At 29.8% G+C, this 15550-nt stretch carries 15 protein-coding genes; 9 read left to right on the top strand and 6 right to left on the bottom strand.

The window, feature by feature from the left end; translation table 11 throughout:
- Positions 1-39: 39 nt before the first annotated feature.
- The 4 genes from B5S50_RS03145 to B5S50_RS03130 all read right to left on the bottom strand — a co-directional run bounded on the left by B5S50_RS03145 (position 40) and on the right by B5S50_RS03130 (position 4996).
- A complete protein-coding gene (locus tag B5S50_RS03145; protein ID WP_217303072.1) occupies positions 40-1875 on the bottom strand; it encodes an ABC transporter ATP-binding protein in 1836 nt (611 codons plus the stop codon).
- Entirely contained in the window at positions 1869-3599 is a 1731-nt protein-coding gene (locus B5S50_RS03140; protein WP_217303071.1) for an ABC transporter ATP-binding protein, read from the bottom strand. The genes B5S50_RS03145 and B5S50_RS03140 overlap by 7 nt, the downstream gene beginning before the upstream one ends.
- Before the next feature lie 130 nt (positions 3600-3729).
- On the bottom strand, positions 3730-4251 hold the full coding sequence (pssA, locus tag B5S50_RS03135) for a CDP-diacylglycerol--serine O-phosphatidyltransferase (protein WP_065076861.1): 522 nt from the start codon (positions 4249-4251) through the stop codon (positions 3730-3732).
- A gap of 28 nt (positions 4252-4279) precedes the next feature.
- Entirely contained in the window at positions 4280-4996 is a 717-nt protein-coding gene (locus B5S50_RS03130; protein ID WP_217303070.1) for a TVP38/TMEM64 family protein, read from the bottom strand.
- 168 nt (positions 4997-5164) lie between these two features.
- Between B5S50_RS03130 and B5S50_RS03125 the strand changes: the two genes are divergently transcribed.
- From B5S50_RS03125 to B5S50_RS03115, 3 genes are all read left to right on the top strand, one after another.
- On the top strand, positions 5165-5854 hold the full coding sequence (locus tag B5S50_RS03125; protein WP_065076885.1) for a response regulator transcription factor: 690 nt from the start codon (positions 5165-5167) through the stop codon (positions 5852-5854).
- Positions 5847-7172: a HAMP domain-containing sensor histidine kinase gene (locus B5S50_RS03120; RefSeq protein WP_065076859.1), complete on the top strand. Its 1326-nt coding sequence runs from the start codon at positions 5847-5849 to the stop codon at positions 7170-7172. Before B5S50_RS03125 ends, B5S50_RS03120 begins: the two co-directional genes overlap by 8 nt.
- Before the next feature lie 164 nt (positions 7173-7336).
- Positions 7337-8185, top strand: coding sequence for a MerR family transcriptional regulator (locus B5S50_RS03115; protein WP_065076858.1), 849 nt, complete (start codon positions 7337-7339; stop codon positions 8183-8185).
- On the opposite strand, the gene B5S50_RS03110 is transcribed toward B5S50_RS03115, so the two are convergent.
- Positions 8169-8582, bottom strand: coding sequence for an Lrp/AsnC family transcriptional regulator (locus B5S50_RS03110; protein WP_023161938.1), 414 nt, complete (start codon positions 8580-8582; stop codon positions 8169-8171). The genes B5S50_RS03115 and B5S50_RS03110 overlap by 17 nt on opposite strands.
- 106 nt (positions 8583-8688) lie before the next feature.
- Between B5S50_RS03110 and B5S50_RS03105 the strand changes: the two genes are divergently transcribed.
- The 3 genes from B5S50_RS03105 (at position 8689) to B5S50_RS03095 (ending at position 11246) form a co-directional block, all read left to right on the top strand.
- Positions 8689-9444, top strand: coding sequence for an MBL fold metallo-hydrolase (locus B5S50_RS03105; protein ID WP_065076857.1), 756 nt, complete (start codon positions 8689-8691; stop codon positions 9442-9444).
- A gap of 208 nt (positions 9445-9652) precedes the next feature.
- Positions 9653-10315, top strand: a complete 663-nt coding sequence (locus B5S50_RS03100) for a TetR family transcriptional regulator (protein WP_217303069.1) — start codon at positions 9653-9655, stop codon at positions 10313-10315.
- A gap of 19 nt (positions 10316-10334) precedes the next feature.
- Positions 10335-11246 (top strand): nitroreductase family protein, encoded by a 912-nt coding sequence (locus tag B5S50_RS03095; RefSeq protein ID WP_217303068.1) that lies wholly within the window; start codon positions 10335-10337, stop codon positions 11244-11246.
- Between the two features lie 287 nt (positions 11247-11533).
- Here B5S50_RS03095 and B5S50_RS03090 read toward each other — a convergent pair whose 3' ends face one another.
- On the bottom strand, positions 11534-12571 hold the full coding sequence (locus B5S50_RS03090) for a low specificity L-threonine aldolase (protein ID WP_217303067.1): 1038 nt from the start codon (positions 12569-12571) through the stop codon (positions 11534-11536).
- Between the two features lie 289 nt (positions 12572-12860).
- Here B5S50_RS03090 and B5S50_RS03085 point away from each other — a divergent pair, with 289 nt between their 5' ends.
- Genes B5S50_RS03085 through B5S50_RS03075 form a run of 3 tightly spaced genes read left to right on the top strand, consistent with a single transcriptional unit; the run spans position 12861 to position 15550 of the window.
- Positions 12861-13688: an ABC transporter permease gene (locus tag B5S50_RS03085; protein ID WP_217303066.1), complete on the top strand. Its 828-nt coding sequence runs from the start codon at positions 12861-12863 to the stop codon at positions 13686-13688.
- A gap of 1 nt (position 13689) precedes the next feature.
- Complete coding sequence (locus B5S50_RS03080; RefSeq protein WP_013239263.1) at positions 13690-14472, top strand: ABC transporter permease; 783 nt, start codon at positions 13690-13692, stop codon at positions 14470-14472.
- Positions 14473-14488: 16 nt separating this feature from the next.
- Positions 14489-15550 (top strand): ABC transporter ATP-binding protein, encoded by a 1062-nt coding sequence (locus B5S50_RS03075; RefSeq protein ID WP_217303065.1) that lies wholly within the window; start codon positions 14489-14491, stop codon positions 15548-15550.

Raw genomic sequence — 15550 nt, 5'->3', positions numbered from 1 at the left:
GTGAATTTTAGGTAAGTTTTTAACTTACTCTCAGTAGCTTCACTTATTTTGGTGTATAAATTGGCTGTTATATATATCACTATACAAACCACTTTTAGCTAATAATTCGCTATGGTTTCCTTGTTCAACAATATTTCCTTTGTCCATGACTAGTATCTTATCTGCATTTTTTATTGTAGATAATCTGTGTGCTATTATAAAGCTTGTTCTTTCTTTCATCAGATTATCCATGGCATTTTGTATTTCTAATTCTGTACATGTATCTACACTTGAAGTTGCTTCATCAAGTATTAAAATATATGGACTTGCTAAAATAGCACGGGCAATACATAAAAGTTGCTTTTGTCCTTGTGATATTGAAGAGTTTTCATCATTTAAAACTGTATCATAGCCATGAGGAAGTGTTCTTATGAAATAATCAGCTCTGGCAAGTTCTGCGGCTTCTTTGATTTCTGAAATTGCAGCTCTTTCTCTGCTGTATGCAATATTATCTTTAACACTTCCATCAAATAGCCATGAATCCTGCAGGACCATTCCAAATAAAGATCGCAAATCACTTCTTTTAAGTTCAGTTATATCGATACCGTCAATTTTAATTTTCCCATCATTCAATTCATAAAATCTCATAAGCAGGTTTATTAAAGTAGTTTTTCCTGCACCTGTTGGTCCAACTATAGCAACTTTTTGTCCTGCTTTTACCTCTAGGTTTATTCCTTTAATTATAAGCTCTTCTCCATATCCAAACTGTACATTTTCAAAGGTTACATTGCCCTTTGGATTTAGTATAGTTTTATAGTTTATAGGGTCTGTTTCTGACTCATCCTCATCTAAAATTTCAAATACACGCTCAAGTGAGGCAATAGCTGCCTGCATTGAATTTAAAATATAAGCTGCTTCAGTTAACGGCTCTGATGCTTGATCTACATATTGAAAGAAGGCTTGTATTAGGCCTATTGAAAGCCTTCCTTGAATAACAAATACAGCACCAAGAGATGCTATTAGCACATATCCTATTTGATTCATCAGACGGATTAAAGGATCTATAGCATAGGTAATAAATTGTGCTTTTTTTTCATCAGAATACAATTTATTATTAGTTATTTCAACGCGATTAATTATTTCCTCTTCCATATTAAAGGTCTTTACAACCATCTGACCGGTAAAATATTCTTCTATTTGTCCATTAAATTTACCTAAGGATTCCTGTCTGTTTGAAAAATAATTTATACTCTTTTTCCCAATTATAGAGGTGGCGATACCTCCCATGATAATAGTGAAAATGGCGATTAAAGTTAGTATCCAATTTATTGAGAGCATGAGGGATACAGCTCCTATAATTGTGAGTACTGCTGTAATAAATTGCATCATACCTGACTGCAATGTCTCAGATACTTTTTCTAGGTCATTTGATATTCTGCTTAGAATTTCCCCTTTTTTGTGTGTATCATAATATTTTAAAGGAACTTTTGAAAGTTTTGTACTTATATTTTTCCTTATAGATAATACCAATGTTTGAGATACAGCAGCCATTATGTTCTGCTCAATATAATTAGCAAATGAGGATAGTAAATATATAATAAGCAGTATCAGTGAAAGCTTTTTTATGATATTAAAATTTATATTGAAGTAACCAGTATGTGATACATTCTTTATTCCGTCATAAATAGTATTGATAGCTTTGCTAAAAATTAATGGAGCAGTCATTGTAAAGGCTAAGCTTATAATAGTAAAAAATATAACAATAATTATTTTCCACTTTTGATTTAGAAGTAATTTTATTAATCTTATAACAGTTTTCCTTGTGTCTTTAGCTTTCTCTACGGACATTTCAGTATCAAAAGAAATTGCATCTGTTGAATTTTCTTCATTTAGCATACCAGCTCCTCCTCACTTAATTGTGATTCAGCTATTTTTAAATATATGGGACAATTTTTAAGAAGTTCTGTGTGGGTACCTATTCCTGCTATTTTTCCTTCTTCTAGGACTAAAATTTGATCTGCCTCCATAATTGTGCTTATTCTTTGGGCAATGGTTATGACAATTGAATCTTTTAATCTTGGTTTTATGGCTTCTCTTAACTTTGCATCTGTTTTATAATCCAGGGCAGAAAAACTGTCATCAAAAATGTATATATCACTGTCCTTAATTAAGGCCCTTGCTATGCATAATCTCTGCCTCTGCCCGCCTGAGAAATTACTGCCACCTTGTGATACAAAGGATTCATAGCCTAGATTTAGCTCAGAAATAAATTTATCCGCCTGAGCCATTTTTGCAGCACTTTTTATCTCATTTATAGTTGCATCCTTTTTCCCGTGCCGTATATTGTCAACTATGGTTCCACTAAATAGGAATGCTTTTTGAGGTGAAAAACTTATCATATCTCTTAAATTTTTTTGAGAAAAATATTTTGTATTGACACCATTAATCAAGATTTTACCATCTTGTATTTCATGTAATCTTGGTATTAATTTCCCAATAGTACTTTTCCCTGAAGCAGTGGCTCCTATGATTGCAGTAGTTTTACCACTTTCACATACAAAGCTAACATTTTTTAAAACAGGCTTTTCGGCATCTTTATAGGAAAATGTGACATTTCTAAATTCTAAGGTCTTTCTATTATTTGAAATGGCCTCAGTTACTTTTTTATCTACTATTTCAGGTTTGTATTGTAATACTTCTAATATACGCATTGAACAGGTACTAGCACGTGGTATATTAATTAATACAATAACAGCCATTACCAGGTAGACCAATATTATTATTGCATATTCAATAACGGCCATAATGTCTCCTACCTGCATAGTTCCTCTACTTATTCTTATTGTTCCAAACCATAAGACAGCAACAGCACAAACATTCATTATAGCCATTATAGTTGGCATAACTACAGCAAATGTCTTATTAAGCTTTACATTAATATCTGCATAATTTGTAAATGCAGCATCTATTAATTCTTTTTCATGCTTTTCTCGATTAAAAGCACGTATAATTCTTATTCCTGAAATATATTGCCTTACTCTAGAATTTATTTTATCTAACCCAACTTGGATTTTATTCGATAAATTTATTACTTTTTTACTTATAAGCATAATAAATATTATAAAAATTGTTCCTGCTATAGAGATTATAAGAGCCATATATTTATCTTTGGAAAAAGCTAAAAACATTCCTACCAGAGTTATAAATGGAACTGGAATAATCATTTCGAAAAACATGGTTAATGTATTTTCAATTTGATTTACATCACTTGTACATCTTGTAATTAAAGATGAGGTGGAAAAATGTTTAAAATCATTTATTGACAGTTCTTGTGCGTGAGAAAATATTTTGCTTCTAATATCTCTGGAAAGTGTTGATGATAAATTTGAGGAAAAATATGTAGAAATTATAGCAAGTATGCCTGTAAATACAGCAGTGCCTATCATTATTCCACCAGTTCTTAATACATAATGAATGTTACCTTTTATTACACCATTATTTATTATATCTGCAGTTAATGTGGGGATATATAAGGTACCTACAGTTTTAAGCAAAATTATTACGAATAGTGAACCTAAAAGTATTTTATTAACTTTAAAGTGTTTAAATAGCTTTAGCATTATAGTATCCTTTCATATGTAATTTTTATGTATAAGAAATAGTATAAACTGTACAGTAACTTGACAGTCAACACTTTTCAAGATAGAATATTACTTTTCCTCAACAAGTTCTTTCTAATAAAGAATTAAGTTATACTTTTTTAAGCTTAAATTTTGAGAGCATAAGATAAGCAAGAATCCCTATTAAAACAGTTGATAAAAGTATAGACCTCCCATTACTAGGTGCAACTAATGAAAATAATGCAATAATAAAACCTGCAACTGTTATAGGCACTCCAGTAAAAACACCATCAAATTCACTGATATTATATTTAGCCAATCTATAAGCTCCACTCATAATGTATGACAATATGAAACAACCACCAATAACTTCAATGTAATCTAAACTAGAAAAATAGTACTTAATGAACATTAAAAGAGCTGGTGCAACCCCAAAAGAAACTAAATCTGCTAAGGAATCTAACTCTTTTCCAAGATTTCCTGATATATTTAAAAATCTAGCAATTCTACCATCGTATCTATCTATTAAGGCTGCAATCACTATTAATATTGCAGCACAAAAGTAATTTTGCCTAAAAGTTTCAAGTATTGAGAGAACTCCAAATGATAGATTAGTAAGTGTAAATAAATTAGGTATAGCCATTTTTAGCATATAATCACCCCTCGTCAACTGAATTAAATTAATTTGCTTTAGCTTTATATGATTCTTGAACATTTTTATCATATGAAAGCTTATTTATAAGTTTATCTTTGTAAACTATTCCTAAAACAAATGATATTAAGGCTATGAATGATACTACCATTGTTGATACATAGTTACCATAATGAAGATTGGAGCCAATACTTACAGATGCTAAAAGCCATGGAAATCTGCTAACAAGTAAAATTCTGAAAAACCTTAATGGCTTTATAGATGTTAATCCTGCAACATATATCAAAAAATCTTTTGGTAGTCCAGGAACTAAGAAAACAATAAATAAAATAAAAGAGAATTTTTTACTATCCATAATATTCTTCATCCATTGAGAATTTTCTCCCTTAAGTAGTTTTTGTATAAAAGAGCCACCTATAAGCCTAGTAAAATAAAAAGCTATAATAGCTCCCAATAGCATCCCTACTGTGGTATAAATTATACCTAAAGGTACATCATATATATATCCACCAGCAACTTGGATTACTTCTCCTGGAATTGGCGCAATCACCGTTTGTAGTATTTGGAAGAAAATGAATACAATAGATCCACTTCTACCTAAGGAAACTATATAACCCCTGAATTTATCAAGTGATACAGTTAGTTCAATAATACGTGGTAAATATTTCATAACTAATGTAATTGTAAAAATACCTAATAAAACTAACAATATTTTATAAATTAAAAGTTTTCTATTTTTATTCATAATTTTACAATCCTTTCTATATTCTATTTTCAATTAATAGTATATTAGAAACATATTAAGATCTCTCTATAATAAATCTTAATAATTCTTAAGTCATTTAAATAATATAGATTTTAACTATATTGCAGTATATACTAATAGTAAAATGGAGGTATATAAATGAATACTATGAAGAATATTTTGATTGCAGATGATAACGAAGAAATAAGAGAAATAGTTCGTATTTTATTGGAAAGTGAAGAATATAATGTAATAGAAGCTGCAGATGGTGAAGATGCTGTAATTAAAGTTGATGAAAGTATAGATTTAATAATACTTGATATAATGATGCCTATAAAGTCTGGATTTAAAGCTTGTGTAGAAATTCGTAAAAAAACAAGTGCTCCTATTTTGTTTCTAACTGCTAAAACTCAAGATTCAGATAAATGCATGGGATTTTCTTCTGGATGTGATGATTATCTATCAAAACCATTTTCATATACAGAATTAGTTTCAAGAGTTAAAGCATTGCTTAGAAGGTATTACGTATACAAAGGAAAAGATAGAGTTGATTCAACTGAGTTTATTAATATAAATGGATTAACAATAAACACAATTTCAAATGAAGTATCAATAGATCAAGAAGAAGTTATCCTAACCGAAATAGAATATAAGCTATTGTTGCTTATGGCACAGAATCGAAAAAAAGTATTTTCAGCACAAAATTTGTATGAAAGTGTTTGGGAAGAGCCTTATTTTTACTCTTGTAACAATACAATTATGGTACATATAAGAAACTTAAGAAGGAAATTAGAAAAGGATCCACAAAACCCTAAATATATACAAACAGTATGGGGAAAGGGGTATAGAGTTGAATAAGAACTTTTTATGCAAAAAACTAGAAATCAAATTAATTCTATGCCTAATATTTTCATTTGTTATAGCTGTTAGTATATTCTTTTTACTAACAACAATAGGGGAAAATATGCTGGATAACCATTTTAATAAAACTTCTTTTATAAGCAGTCAAAAAAATCAAGCCTTATCCGATTTCAGAAGATATATATTAGATAACAATTTGACAATAAATGATTATGATAAAATAACAGAATGGGTTCGTAAAGAGAAATATGTAAGCCTTTATATATACAAGGACAAACAGTTAATTTATAATTCTGATAGAAACAATTCAGCTATCGATTATGGAAAATATGAAGAGAATCCATTTTTACCCGATATGTCACTTTATGATATTAAATTTGCTGATGCAGACGCAAAAATGTATGTGGAATGCTTTTTTCAATACAAGTATTATTATATTGTAAGCTTTTTGAATGCTTCGATTTCCTTTTTCTGCTTTATATCAATTATGTTGTTTTTCATAAAAAGAAAAACAACGTATATTGGAATGCTTGAGAGTGAAATAAAAATATTAGAAGGTGGCAATTTGACTCATGAAATTACTGTTAATGGAAATGATGAACTTTCTTCCTTGGCGCAAGGTATTAATGAGATGAGAAAATCATTCATTGAAAGATTGGAAAGTGAAGATAAAGCAAGACTTGCAAATAGCGAACTGATTACAGCAATGTCACATGATTTAAGAACACCTCTCACAGCACTGGTAGGCTATTTAGATATTATAGAATACAAAAAATATAAGACAGATGAAAATTTGAGACAGTATATTCATCGTAGTAGAGAAAAAGCATACCAAATTAAATATCTTTCTGATAAATTGTTTGAATACTTTATAGTGTTTAATACTAATGATGATGATTTGGAATTAGAAGCTTTTGATGGAAATGAACTTTTAGATCAACTACTTGAAGAACAAATTTTTATATTGGAAGACAATGGGTTTATTTCTCAAATTGATTCCTGTAATACGCCTTTTCTTATAGAAGTAAATTTAATTTCTATACGTAGAGTTTTTGATAATATTTTCTCTAATATCATGAAGTATTCAGATAAATCGAAGATAGTTAAAGTTAAATACTATATCAAAAACCAACTATTATTTGTTTATATTGAAAATGAAATAAATAATAATTTAAAAACAGTAAGTAGTACAGGAATCGGTCTAAAAACATGTGAAAAAATTATAGAAAGACATAGTGGAAAATTTGTTATCACAAAAGCGAAAGATACCTTTTCTGTCCAAATTAGTTTAGCTATAAAACTACATAATGACTAAATAGAGTCTATAAAAAAATTGTTTTTTATAGTTTATTGACTATTTTATTCATAGAAAATATTGTAAACTGTACAGCAACTTGACAGTCAACACTTTTCAAGATAGAATATCTTCAAAAAGAAAGTTATTATTAGATATTATAATAATTATAAAAGGTATAGGTTATGAATGATTTTATAAGTTCAAAAAAATATTTAACTATAGGGGCTTTTTCTAAGTTGTCTGGTATAAACAGAAAAAATTTAATATATTATGATAATGTAGGAATATTGAAACCTATATTTGTGAAGAAAAATGGCTATAGGTATTATTCCTATAGTCAATTAGACGAAGTAAGCATTATCCTTGCTCTAAAAGATTTAGATATACCATTAAAGAAAATAAAGAATTATATGGAAAATGTATCTCCTCATAATCTTATTAACTTAATTACTGACCAGAAGCAAAAAATACTAGAGGAACTCAATAGGTTAAATCAAATGAATTATATTATAGAACAGCGAACTAGTAATATTCCTGTTATATCTAATATTAGTTGTGACAAGATTTTTTTGAAAAATTGTAAGCAAGAATTGTTGTTTTTAGGACCGAAAATGAAATTTGATATTGACAATTTTGAAGAAGATTTTGTTAGTTTTATAGATTATTCGAAAAGTAAGAAATTAGTTTATGGTTATCCATTAGGTGTCTATCTTGATTATGATGGGGCAATTGAGGATAGCATCAAAACTTATAGATATTTTTATAAGGTTTCTCAAAATGTAAATGTAGAAAAAACCATAAAGCCAGCAGGACTTTATGTTATAACTTATGATAATAGCTATTTAGCTGAAGATATGAAAAATTTTGATAAATTAAACGAGTTTATAGAGAATAATCATCTTAACATTTGTGGAAGTGTTTACATAGAAAATATGTCAGATGAAATAATAACTAAAAACCCCAATAAATATTACTCAAAAATTTCTGTGAAGGTAAAAAAATTGGACGATAGAGTTACTTTATCCTACTAATAGATATATTTAGACGATAATTTCCAAAGTCTAAAATTTTATTTAATAAGCACATAAGATTTTCTTCATCAGTTACATTTACCTTTAATAAATAGCAGCCATCTCCGCTTATCCTGTGGCACTCAATTATGAATTTATTGTTTTTAACAAATTGTATAAAAGCAGGATGATTGGAGGTTTTCATAAAAACAGTTATATAGGCAATTAAGCTTTTATCAAGTTTTGTGTTATTTAAATTTATGGTATACTTTTCAATGATCCCTTCTTTTTCCATTTTCTTAATTCTATTTGCTACTGCTTGTCCTGTTAAATGAACTAACTCTCCAATTTCACGCCATTGAAGTCTAGAATTTTCTTTTAATAAGGTTAAAATCTTTATATCTGTTTGGTCAAGCATAATTATAAATTTCCTTTCATGATGAAACTGAAAATAGGCAATTACTTTCTCCAAGTAAAAGCAGTATGACTTATAATTAATATATCATATACAAGGAGGAAAAACTATGAGAATTCAGCTTATACGCCATGCAACATTAAGGCTAATTATAAATAATAAGACAATTCTAGTTGATCCAGTGCTTAGTAAAAAAGGAACAATGCCTTATATTCCTAATGTGTCAAATAAAAATAGAAATCCACTGGTGGAATTGCCCATTGATGTTAATGATATTGTAAGAACTGATGCAGTCCTTTTAACCCATATGCACAGCGATCATTTTGATGAAACGGCAGCAAGATTATTACCTAAAAATATACCTATATTCTGTCAGAGTGAGGATGAAGTAAAAGTGAGACAAAAGGGATTTTACTCTGTTAATCCAATTGAAAAAGATTGTCGTTGGAATGATATTATTTTTAAACGTGTAGGGGGTCAACATGGTAAGGGTGAAGTTGCAAAACAAATGGGGATAGTTTCAGGATATGTTATTAAAACTAAAAATGAACCCTTATTATATATAACAGGGGATACAGTATGGTGTTTGGAAGTAGAGCAAGCATTAAAAACTTATAATCCTGAATTAGTTGTTATTTTTGCAGGTGCTGCGCAGTTGACAGAGGGAGGTATTCCTATTACCATGAGTAAAGAGGATATATTTCATATTTGCAAAAAAATGCCAAAGTCTAAAGTGATTGTTGTTCACATGGAGGCATGGAATCACTGCAGCCTTATGAGAGAAGAACTAAGAAGTTTTTTGAAGGATAATTCACTTTCAGGACAAGTTTCTATTCCAAAGGATGGAGAGTATATGGAATATTGAGTAATAAATAATAATATAATAGGAGGAAGGTTTGTACAGTTAAAGTCTACAGATGAAGTTGAATTTTAGATAGGTACAGCAAAATTAACAGTAAACAATATGACAGTTTTTTATAAGTGTTGTCATATTGTTTTTTTATTATAAAGGTGGTATTGTTATTTTAAGATGACTGGTCAAAATAAAATAATCGCATATTAGGGGGAATTGTATGCCTAAAGTTGGGATGGAGCCTATAAGAAGAAGTCAAATAATTAATTCAACGCTAGAGTGTATTTGTAAGGTGGGTATAGAAAAAATGTCACTGGACATGGTGGCAAAAGAGGCTAATTGTTCTAAAGGTGTTATTAGTTACTATTTTAAAAGTAAGGGCAATCTTATTATTGAAGCCTTTAAAGCATTTTTAAGCTATTATGGTACAAAGATAAATAGTGAAGTAAGGAAGAATATGACCCCATTTCAAATTCTGAAAATAGTTCAGAAAAATGCTTTGCCAGAGTATTACAACATTGATAAGAAATCTGAACTTAAATTAAATGTATCTGAAATTCATGGGGTGGGGGCAATGAATATTCCGCCAGCAAAAAAAGCTAAGTTATTTGTAAGTTTCTTTTCAAGGGCAATGGTAGATGCAAAGCTGCAGACAGTTTTACATGAAGTATATAAAGGCGATTGTAAAGGAATTTCATCAATTATTAATTATGGAAATAAGGTTGGCGACTTTAAAGAAACGGATATAAATAAGTCTGCTTATGCAATAATAGCATTGTATATAGGTATAAGTATGCTGAGAGTAGTTGGCTTTAAACCAGAAGAAATCGATGATGATGTTGATGTATTTTGGAGTGTTTTAAATAGCATGTTTGGTAAATAGTGAAAGAAGTTGAAGGTATATGGCATTAAAAACTGGTCGATTTTATGAATGTGCTGAAGTTAAAATAGATAAAAACAAATGTACAACCTGTGGACTTTGTGTAAAAGTATGTAAGGGAGCACCATTATTTATAGAAGATAAAATTGTTAAAGTAGATCATAGTCGAGTATTTGGATGTATTGCTTGTGGACAATGTATGGCAGTTTGCCCAAACAAAGCAATAAAAATTATTGGCAGGGATATGACGCCAGATGATGTCATGGAATTACCAAAGTTTCAAGACAGGACCAATTATGAAAATTTAAAGTCGTTAATGATGTCCCGTAGAAGTGTAAGAAATTATAAAAAGCAAAAAGTAGAACGTGAAATAATAAAAAAAATATTAGAAGCATCCGCAACCGCTCCTAACGGTCTTGGAAGTTCTGATGTTGAAGTCTTGGTTTTAGATGGAAATGAAAAAGTGGAAGAGTTTACACTGGATTTAATCAATGTTTTGAAAAAAAATAGGTGGCTATTTTCCACTATAATGCTTAAAATCTATAGGCCATTTATAGGAAAGGCTGCATATGATTCTTTAAAAACTTTTGCCTCAACTGCTATAGAGACATTTATAAGAAATTATGATGAAGGAAAAAACTGGCTAACATATTCTGCACCGTTAGCAATGTATTTTAATGCTTCTCCATATGCTGATCCTGCTGATCCATATATTCCTGCAACTTATGCAATGCTTGCAGCACAATCATTAGGATTAGGAAGTTGTATGCTTGGTACACCAAATGTACTGTTAAACCTTTTTGGAAAGAAAATAAAAGAAAAGTATGGGATACCATTGAAAAATAAAAATGGTATTATGGTCATATTTGGCTATCCTGATGTTAAATATAGCTTTGCGATAAAAAGAAGATTTTCAAATATTAAATTTTATTAGTATGGCAAAAGAGTTTAATTTTGAATGAAAGATGTTTTAGTAAAAATATATGTTTATTTTTATATTAATTTTGGTATAGTATAAATAAGAAATGCTTAGTACTATCAACACTAAGAATCCTTAGAACAAAAGTAGGTAGCCCCAATTTTATATTTGGTGCTAATCACTTTCACAGAGTGCTTATTTTGTTTTAGGGCTATTTGGATTAGATCGCAAACTATAGGTCTAAAAAAAGTGCTAATCTTGTGAGGATGGAGCACTTTTTTCTTTGCTTTTGATTTAAATAGTTACATATCAATTTCAGTAAATTTTTTTAAATCATTAATAAAATCTAAAACCATAGACTCTTTTGTTGCCCAAGAATTTACAAGGCGAATAACAGAGTTATATTCATCTGATTTTTTCCAAATTGTAAAAGAATATTTATTCCCAAGCTTTTCAATCAATTTGTTTGGTAAGATTGGGAATATCTGATTTGAAGGCGAGTGGGTCAAAAATGAATATCCAGCCTTACTGATTTCCTTCCTAAGTAAATCTGCCATGGCATTTGCATGCCTTGCCAAATCAAAATATAAGTCATCTTTGAAAAGTTCTAAGAATTGTATTCCAAGAAGCCTACCTTTTGCAAGTAATGCTCCCTTTTGTTTAATATAAAATCGAAAGTCTTCTTTAAGTGAGTTGTTACATATGACCATAGCCTCACCCATTAGCGCACCATTTTTAGTTCCACCTATATAGAACGCATCTGCTAATCTAGCTAAATCAGAAAGTTCAACATCATTTTCTTCTGAACATAGGGCCGAACCTAACCTTGCACCATCTATGTATAAAAGCAGTTTATTTTCTTTGCAAAATTTGCTTAGTTTTTCTAGTTCGCTTTTTTTATATATAGAACCAATTTCTGTAGAGTTTGAGATGTACACTAGCTTAGGTTTTACCATATGTTCATCGGCATGTTCATCTAAGGCAGGTTTGATGTCTTCGGGACTTAGTTTGCCATTGCTTACTTTTATAGAGATAATCTTATGCCCTGTAGCTTCTATAGCTCCTGTCTCGTGAACTAGTATATGTCCTGTATTAGCAGCAATAGCTGCTTCATGGGGTCTTAAAAAAGCTGAAATTGCAGTGAGATTTGCCTGTGTGCCTCCAACAAACAGGTGAATGTGGGCATCGTCTTGCTTAATTTTTTGCTTCAAAAGCTTAATAGCTTTTTCTGTATACATATCTTCACCGTAACCTGAAGTTTGCTCCATATTTGATTCAACTAAAGCATTTAATATTCTTGGATGGGCTCCTTCACTATAATCATTTTTAAAACTATACATTGTCAAAAACCTCCTCTTACATTTTCATTAACTTTCTTTTCCTTATTACTAAAGATGTTATACCTTATGTTGTAAAAGTCAATACTATTGGAACTTCTTTACTAAAACCCTTATTTCGACCAAAATCGCTTGACGTTTCCAAGGTGAAGTGATAATATTATGAATATTGTAGAGAAAAAATGTAATAACATTCGTATAGCACAAACATATATTAATAGTTTGTTTGATATCAAGTAATTCTTAGATTCAGATCGGATAAAGTTAAAAATACAAAGGAGGGCTACTTATAATGAGAAAAAAAGTACTTTATTTTATGTTAGTACCTGGAATTTTAATAATTTTGTTCTTTTTAATGGCACCACTTATAAATATACTAATTCCTACAGTTGTAAGTGATAAAGGTATTACACCTAAGTTGTATTTATCTTTCTTTAAAGATAGTTATTTAATGAACATATTTTTTCGTACTCTTAGAATAGCAATTATAACGACTATTGTTTGTATGATACTTGGAGTACCAGTTTCTTATTATTTATCAAGAAGCGATAAAAAAATAAGAGGATTACTTCTTGCACTTACAGTATTTCCACTCTTAACCAACTCTATTGTTCGTGCATTTGCATGGATGACTATACTTGGTAAAAATGGAGCTATAAACACACTACTTATAAATTGCCATATTATAAGCGAACCACGAGAAATTCTTTATACGGAGTTTGCAATAATTATAGGAAGTGTATACTTATTTTTGCCTCTTATGATTGTTTCTTTGGTTGGAGTTATGGAAAATATTAATAGCGATTTTGTAGAAGCCGCCCAAAGTCTTGGTGCTAGTAGAATAGCAGCCTTTTTTAAGGTCATTTTTCCATTAAGTGTTCCAGGAATGATAGTTGGAAGTATTCTTGTTTTTACTGGTGCATTAACAGCGTATACAACACCCCAACTTCTTGGAGGAAACAAAAATACAGTGCTTGCAACGCTCATATATCAAAAGGCTATGACGCTAAGTGATTGGACAGGCGCTTCTGTAGTTTCTGCTGTCATGATCATAGCTACATTGATTGTTATGTTTGGAATTAATAAATTTGCATCAAGATTATATGAAAGGGGTGTATAGAATGAAAAAAAATAAGTTGCTTACATTATTCGTATTTCTTGTATACATATTTCTATTTGGACCGCTTTTGATAGTTGCTGTAACAGCTTTTGGAACAGATAATTTCATAGCATTTCCACCTAAGCATATAGGAATAAGATGGTTTATACATGTTTTTCAGTCACCAACTTTTATGACTACGTTAGGTATAAGTTTGGAAGTATCCATAGCTGCAACTTTAATTGCACTTATTGTTGGAATACCTGCTTGTTATGTAATTAGTAGAAATGATTTTAGAGGAAAAAAGTTTATTAACAATATATTTCTATCACCCGTTACAATACCAGGAATAGTACTTGGATTTGCACTTTTTAGATTTATAACAATTACTCTTAAAATGAATATTTTAACTAGCTTATTAATTGGACATGTTGTTATAGTAATTCCATATATAATAAGGGTTATTGGCTCAAGTCTTGGAGGATTGGATTATTCTATTGAAGAAGCAGCTATAAGCCTTGGAGCTTCTAGAATAAAAACATTTTTCCTAGTTGTCATGCCAAATATAACATCTGGCATAATTGCAGCCTTTATGTTGGCATTTATAAATTCCTTCAATAATGTACCTGTATCTATATTTTTAACAGGACCGGGAGTCAGTACGCTGCCAATAAGTATGATGAGTTATGTTGAATACAATTATGACCCTAGTGTTTCAGCTCTTTCAGTCATATTGATGTTTATGACTATTATAATAATGTTTATTGTTGAGAAAACTTTGGGATTAAATTATTTTACAAAATAAAATATGGAGGTGCTACATGGCTTTAATAAATTTAAAAGATATTGCAGTTTCTTATGATGGAAAAACAAATATATTAAAAAAATTAAACCTTGATATTGAAAAGGGAAAGTTGGTTTCACTTCTTGGACCAAGCGGGTGTGGAAAGACTACTACATTGAGAGTAATAAGCGGCTTTTTGGAGCCAACAGGTGGAAAGTTTATATTTGATGGTAAGGATTATACTAAAATACCTGTTAATAAGAGAAATTTTGGAATGGTATTTCAAAGTTATGCGCTTTTCCCTCATCTCAATGTTTTTGATAATATAGCTTTTGGACTTAAGATGAGAAATGTAGATAAAAAAACTATAACTGAGTCAGTTAACAAATTTCTTGAAATAGTAGATTTAAAAGAATATGGCAAAAGGTATCCTGCAGAATTGTCAGGAGGACAAAGACAGAGAGTTGCTATAGCTAGAGCACTTGTTATAAAACCTGATCTTCTTTTGCTGGATGAACCGCTTAGTAATTTAGATGCTAAATTGAGATTAAAAATGAGAGTAGAAATTAGAAAGTTACAGCAGCGTTTTGAAATTACAACTGTTTTTGTAACTCATGATCAGGAAGAATGCTTTTCCATATCAGATAAAGTTGCAGTAATGAATAAGGGTGTAATTGAACAATATGATACTCCAGAAAAAATATATTCAAAGCCTAATACAGAATTTGTTGCAAAGTTTGTAGGATTCGAAAATTTTATTGACTTAGAATATGTTAAAGATGATGTATTTAATGCAGATCACAATATTGAAATTCACATTAAAAATCATGAAAATGTTTCTGGTAAAATAAAAGCTACTATAAGACCTGATGATATTAAAATATTAGCATCTGATTTTACAGGCAATGAAAATATACTAGATGGAACAATCGAAGTTAGAACATATTTGGGAAAAGCATACCAATATTCTGTCAATACAAAGCTTGGATCAATTATTGTAAACAATGGAAATGATGAAGTGTATGATATTGGAAATGAGGTAAAGCTTTATTTACCTTCAAATAAATTAATAATTGTTAAAAAATCTGAGGAGGAATAA

The organism is Clostridium sp. 001, assembly GCF_019056555.1.
Lineage (GTDB): Bacteria > Bacillota > Clostridia > Clostridiales > Clostridiaceae > Clostridium_B > Clostridium_B ragsdalei.
The sequence above is the reverse complement of the archived record's forward strand: the minus strand, read 5'-3'. Positions and strand labels throughout refer to the sequence as shown.

Coding starts and splice junctions, on each gene's coding strand:
- B5S50_RS03105 (WP_065076857.1), top strand. CDS start 8,689: ATGAGAATTCAGCTTATACGCCATGCAACATTAAGGCTAATTATAAAT.
- B5S50_RS03085 (WP_217303066.1), top strand. CDS start 12,861: ATGAGAAAAAAAGTACTTTATTTTATGTTAGTACCTGGAATTTTAATA.
- B5S50_RS03140 (WP_217303071.1), bottom strand. CDS start 3,599: ATGCTAAAGCTATTTAAACACTTTAAAGTTAATAAAATACTTTTAGGT.
- B5S50_RS03100 (WP_217303069.1), top strand. CDS start 9,653: ATGCCTAAAGTTGGGATGGAGCCTATAAGAAGAAGTCAAATAATTAAT.
- B5S50_RS03090 (WP_217303067.1), bottom strand. CDS start 12,571: ATGTATAGTTTTAAAAATGATTATAGTGAAGGAGCCCATCCAAGAATA.
- pssA (WP_065076861.1), bottom strand. CDS start 4,251: ATGCTAAAAATGGCTATACCTAATTTATTTACACTTACTAATCTATCA.
- B5S50_RS03095 (WP_217303068.1), top strand. CDS start 10,335: ATGGCATTAAAAACTGGTCGATTTTATGAATGTGCTGAAGTTAAAATA.
- B5S50_RS03115 (WP_065076858.1), top strand. CDS start 7,337: ATGAATGATTTTATAAGTTCAAAAAAATATTTAACTATAGGGGCTTTT.
- B5S50_RS03080 (WP_013239263.1), top strand. CDS start 13,690: ATGAAAAAAAATAAGTTGCTTACATTATTCGTATTTCTTGTATACATA.
- B5S50_RS03110 (WP_023161938.1), bottom strand. CDS start 8,582: ATGCTTGACCAAACAGATATAAAGATTTTAACCTTATTAAAAGAAAAT.
- B5S50_RS03075 (WP_217303065.1), top strand. CDS start 14,489: ATGGCTTTAATAAATTTAAAAGATATTGCAGTTTCTTATGATGGAAAA.
- B5S50_RS03130 (WP_217303070.1), bottom strand. CDS start 4,996: ATGAATAAAAATAGAAAACTTTTAATTTATAAAATATTGTTAGTTTTA.
- B5S50_RS03125 (WP_065076885.1), top strand. CDS start 5,165: ATGAAGAATATTTTGATTGCAGATGATAACGAAGAAATAAGAGAAATA.
- B5S50_RS03145 (WP_217303072.1), bottom strand. CDS start 1,875: ATGCTAAATGAAGAAAATTCAACAGATGCAATTTCTTTTGATACTGAA.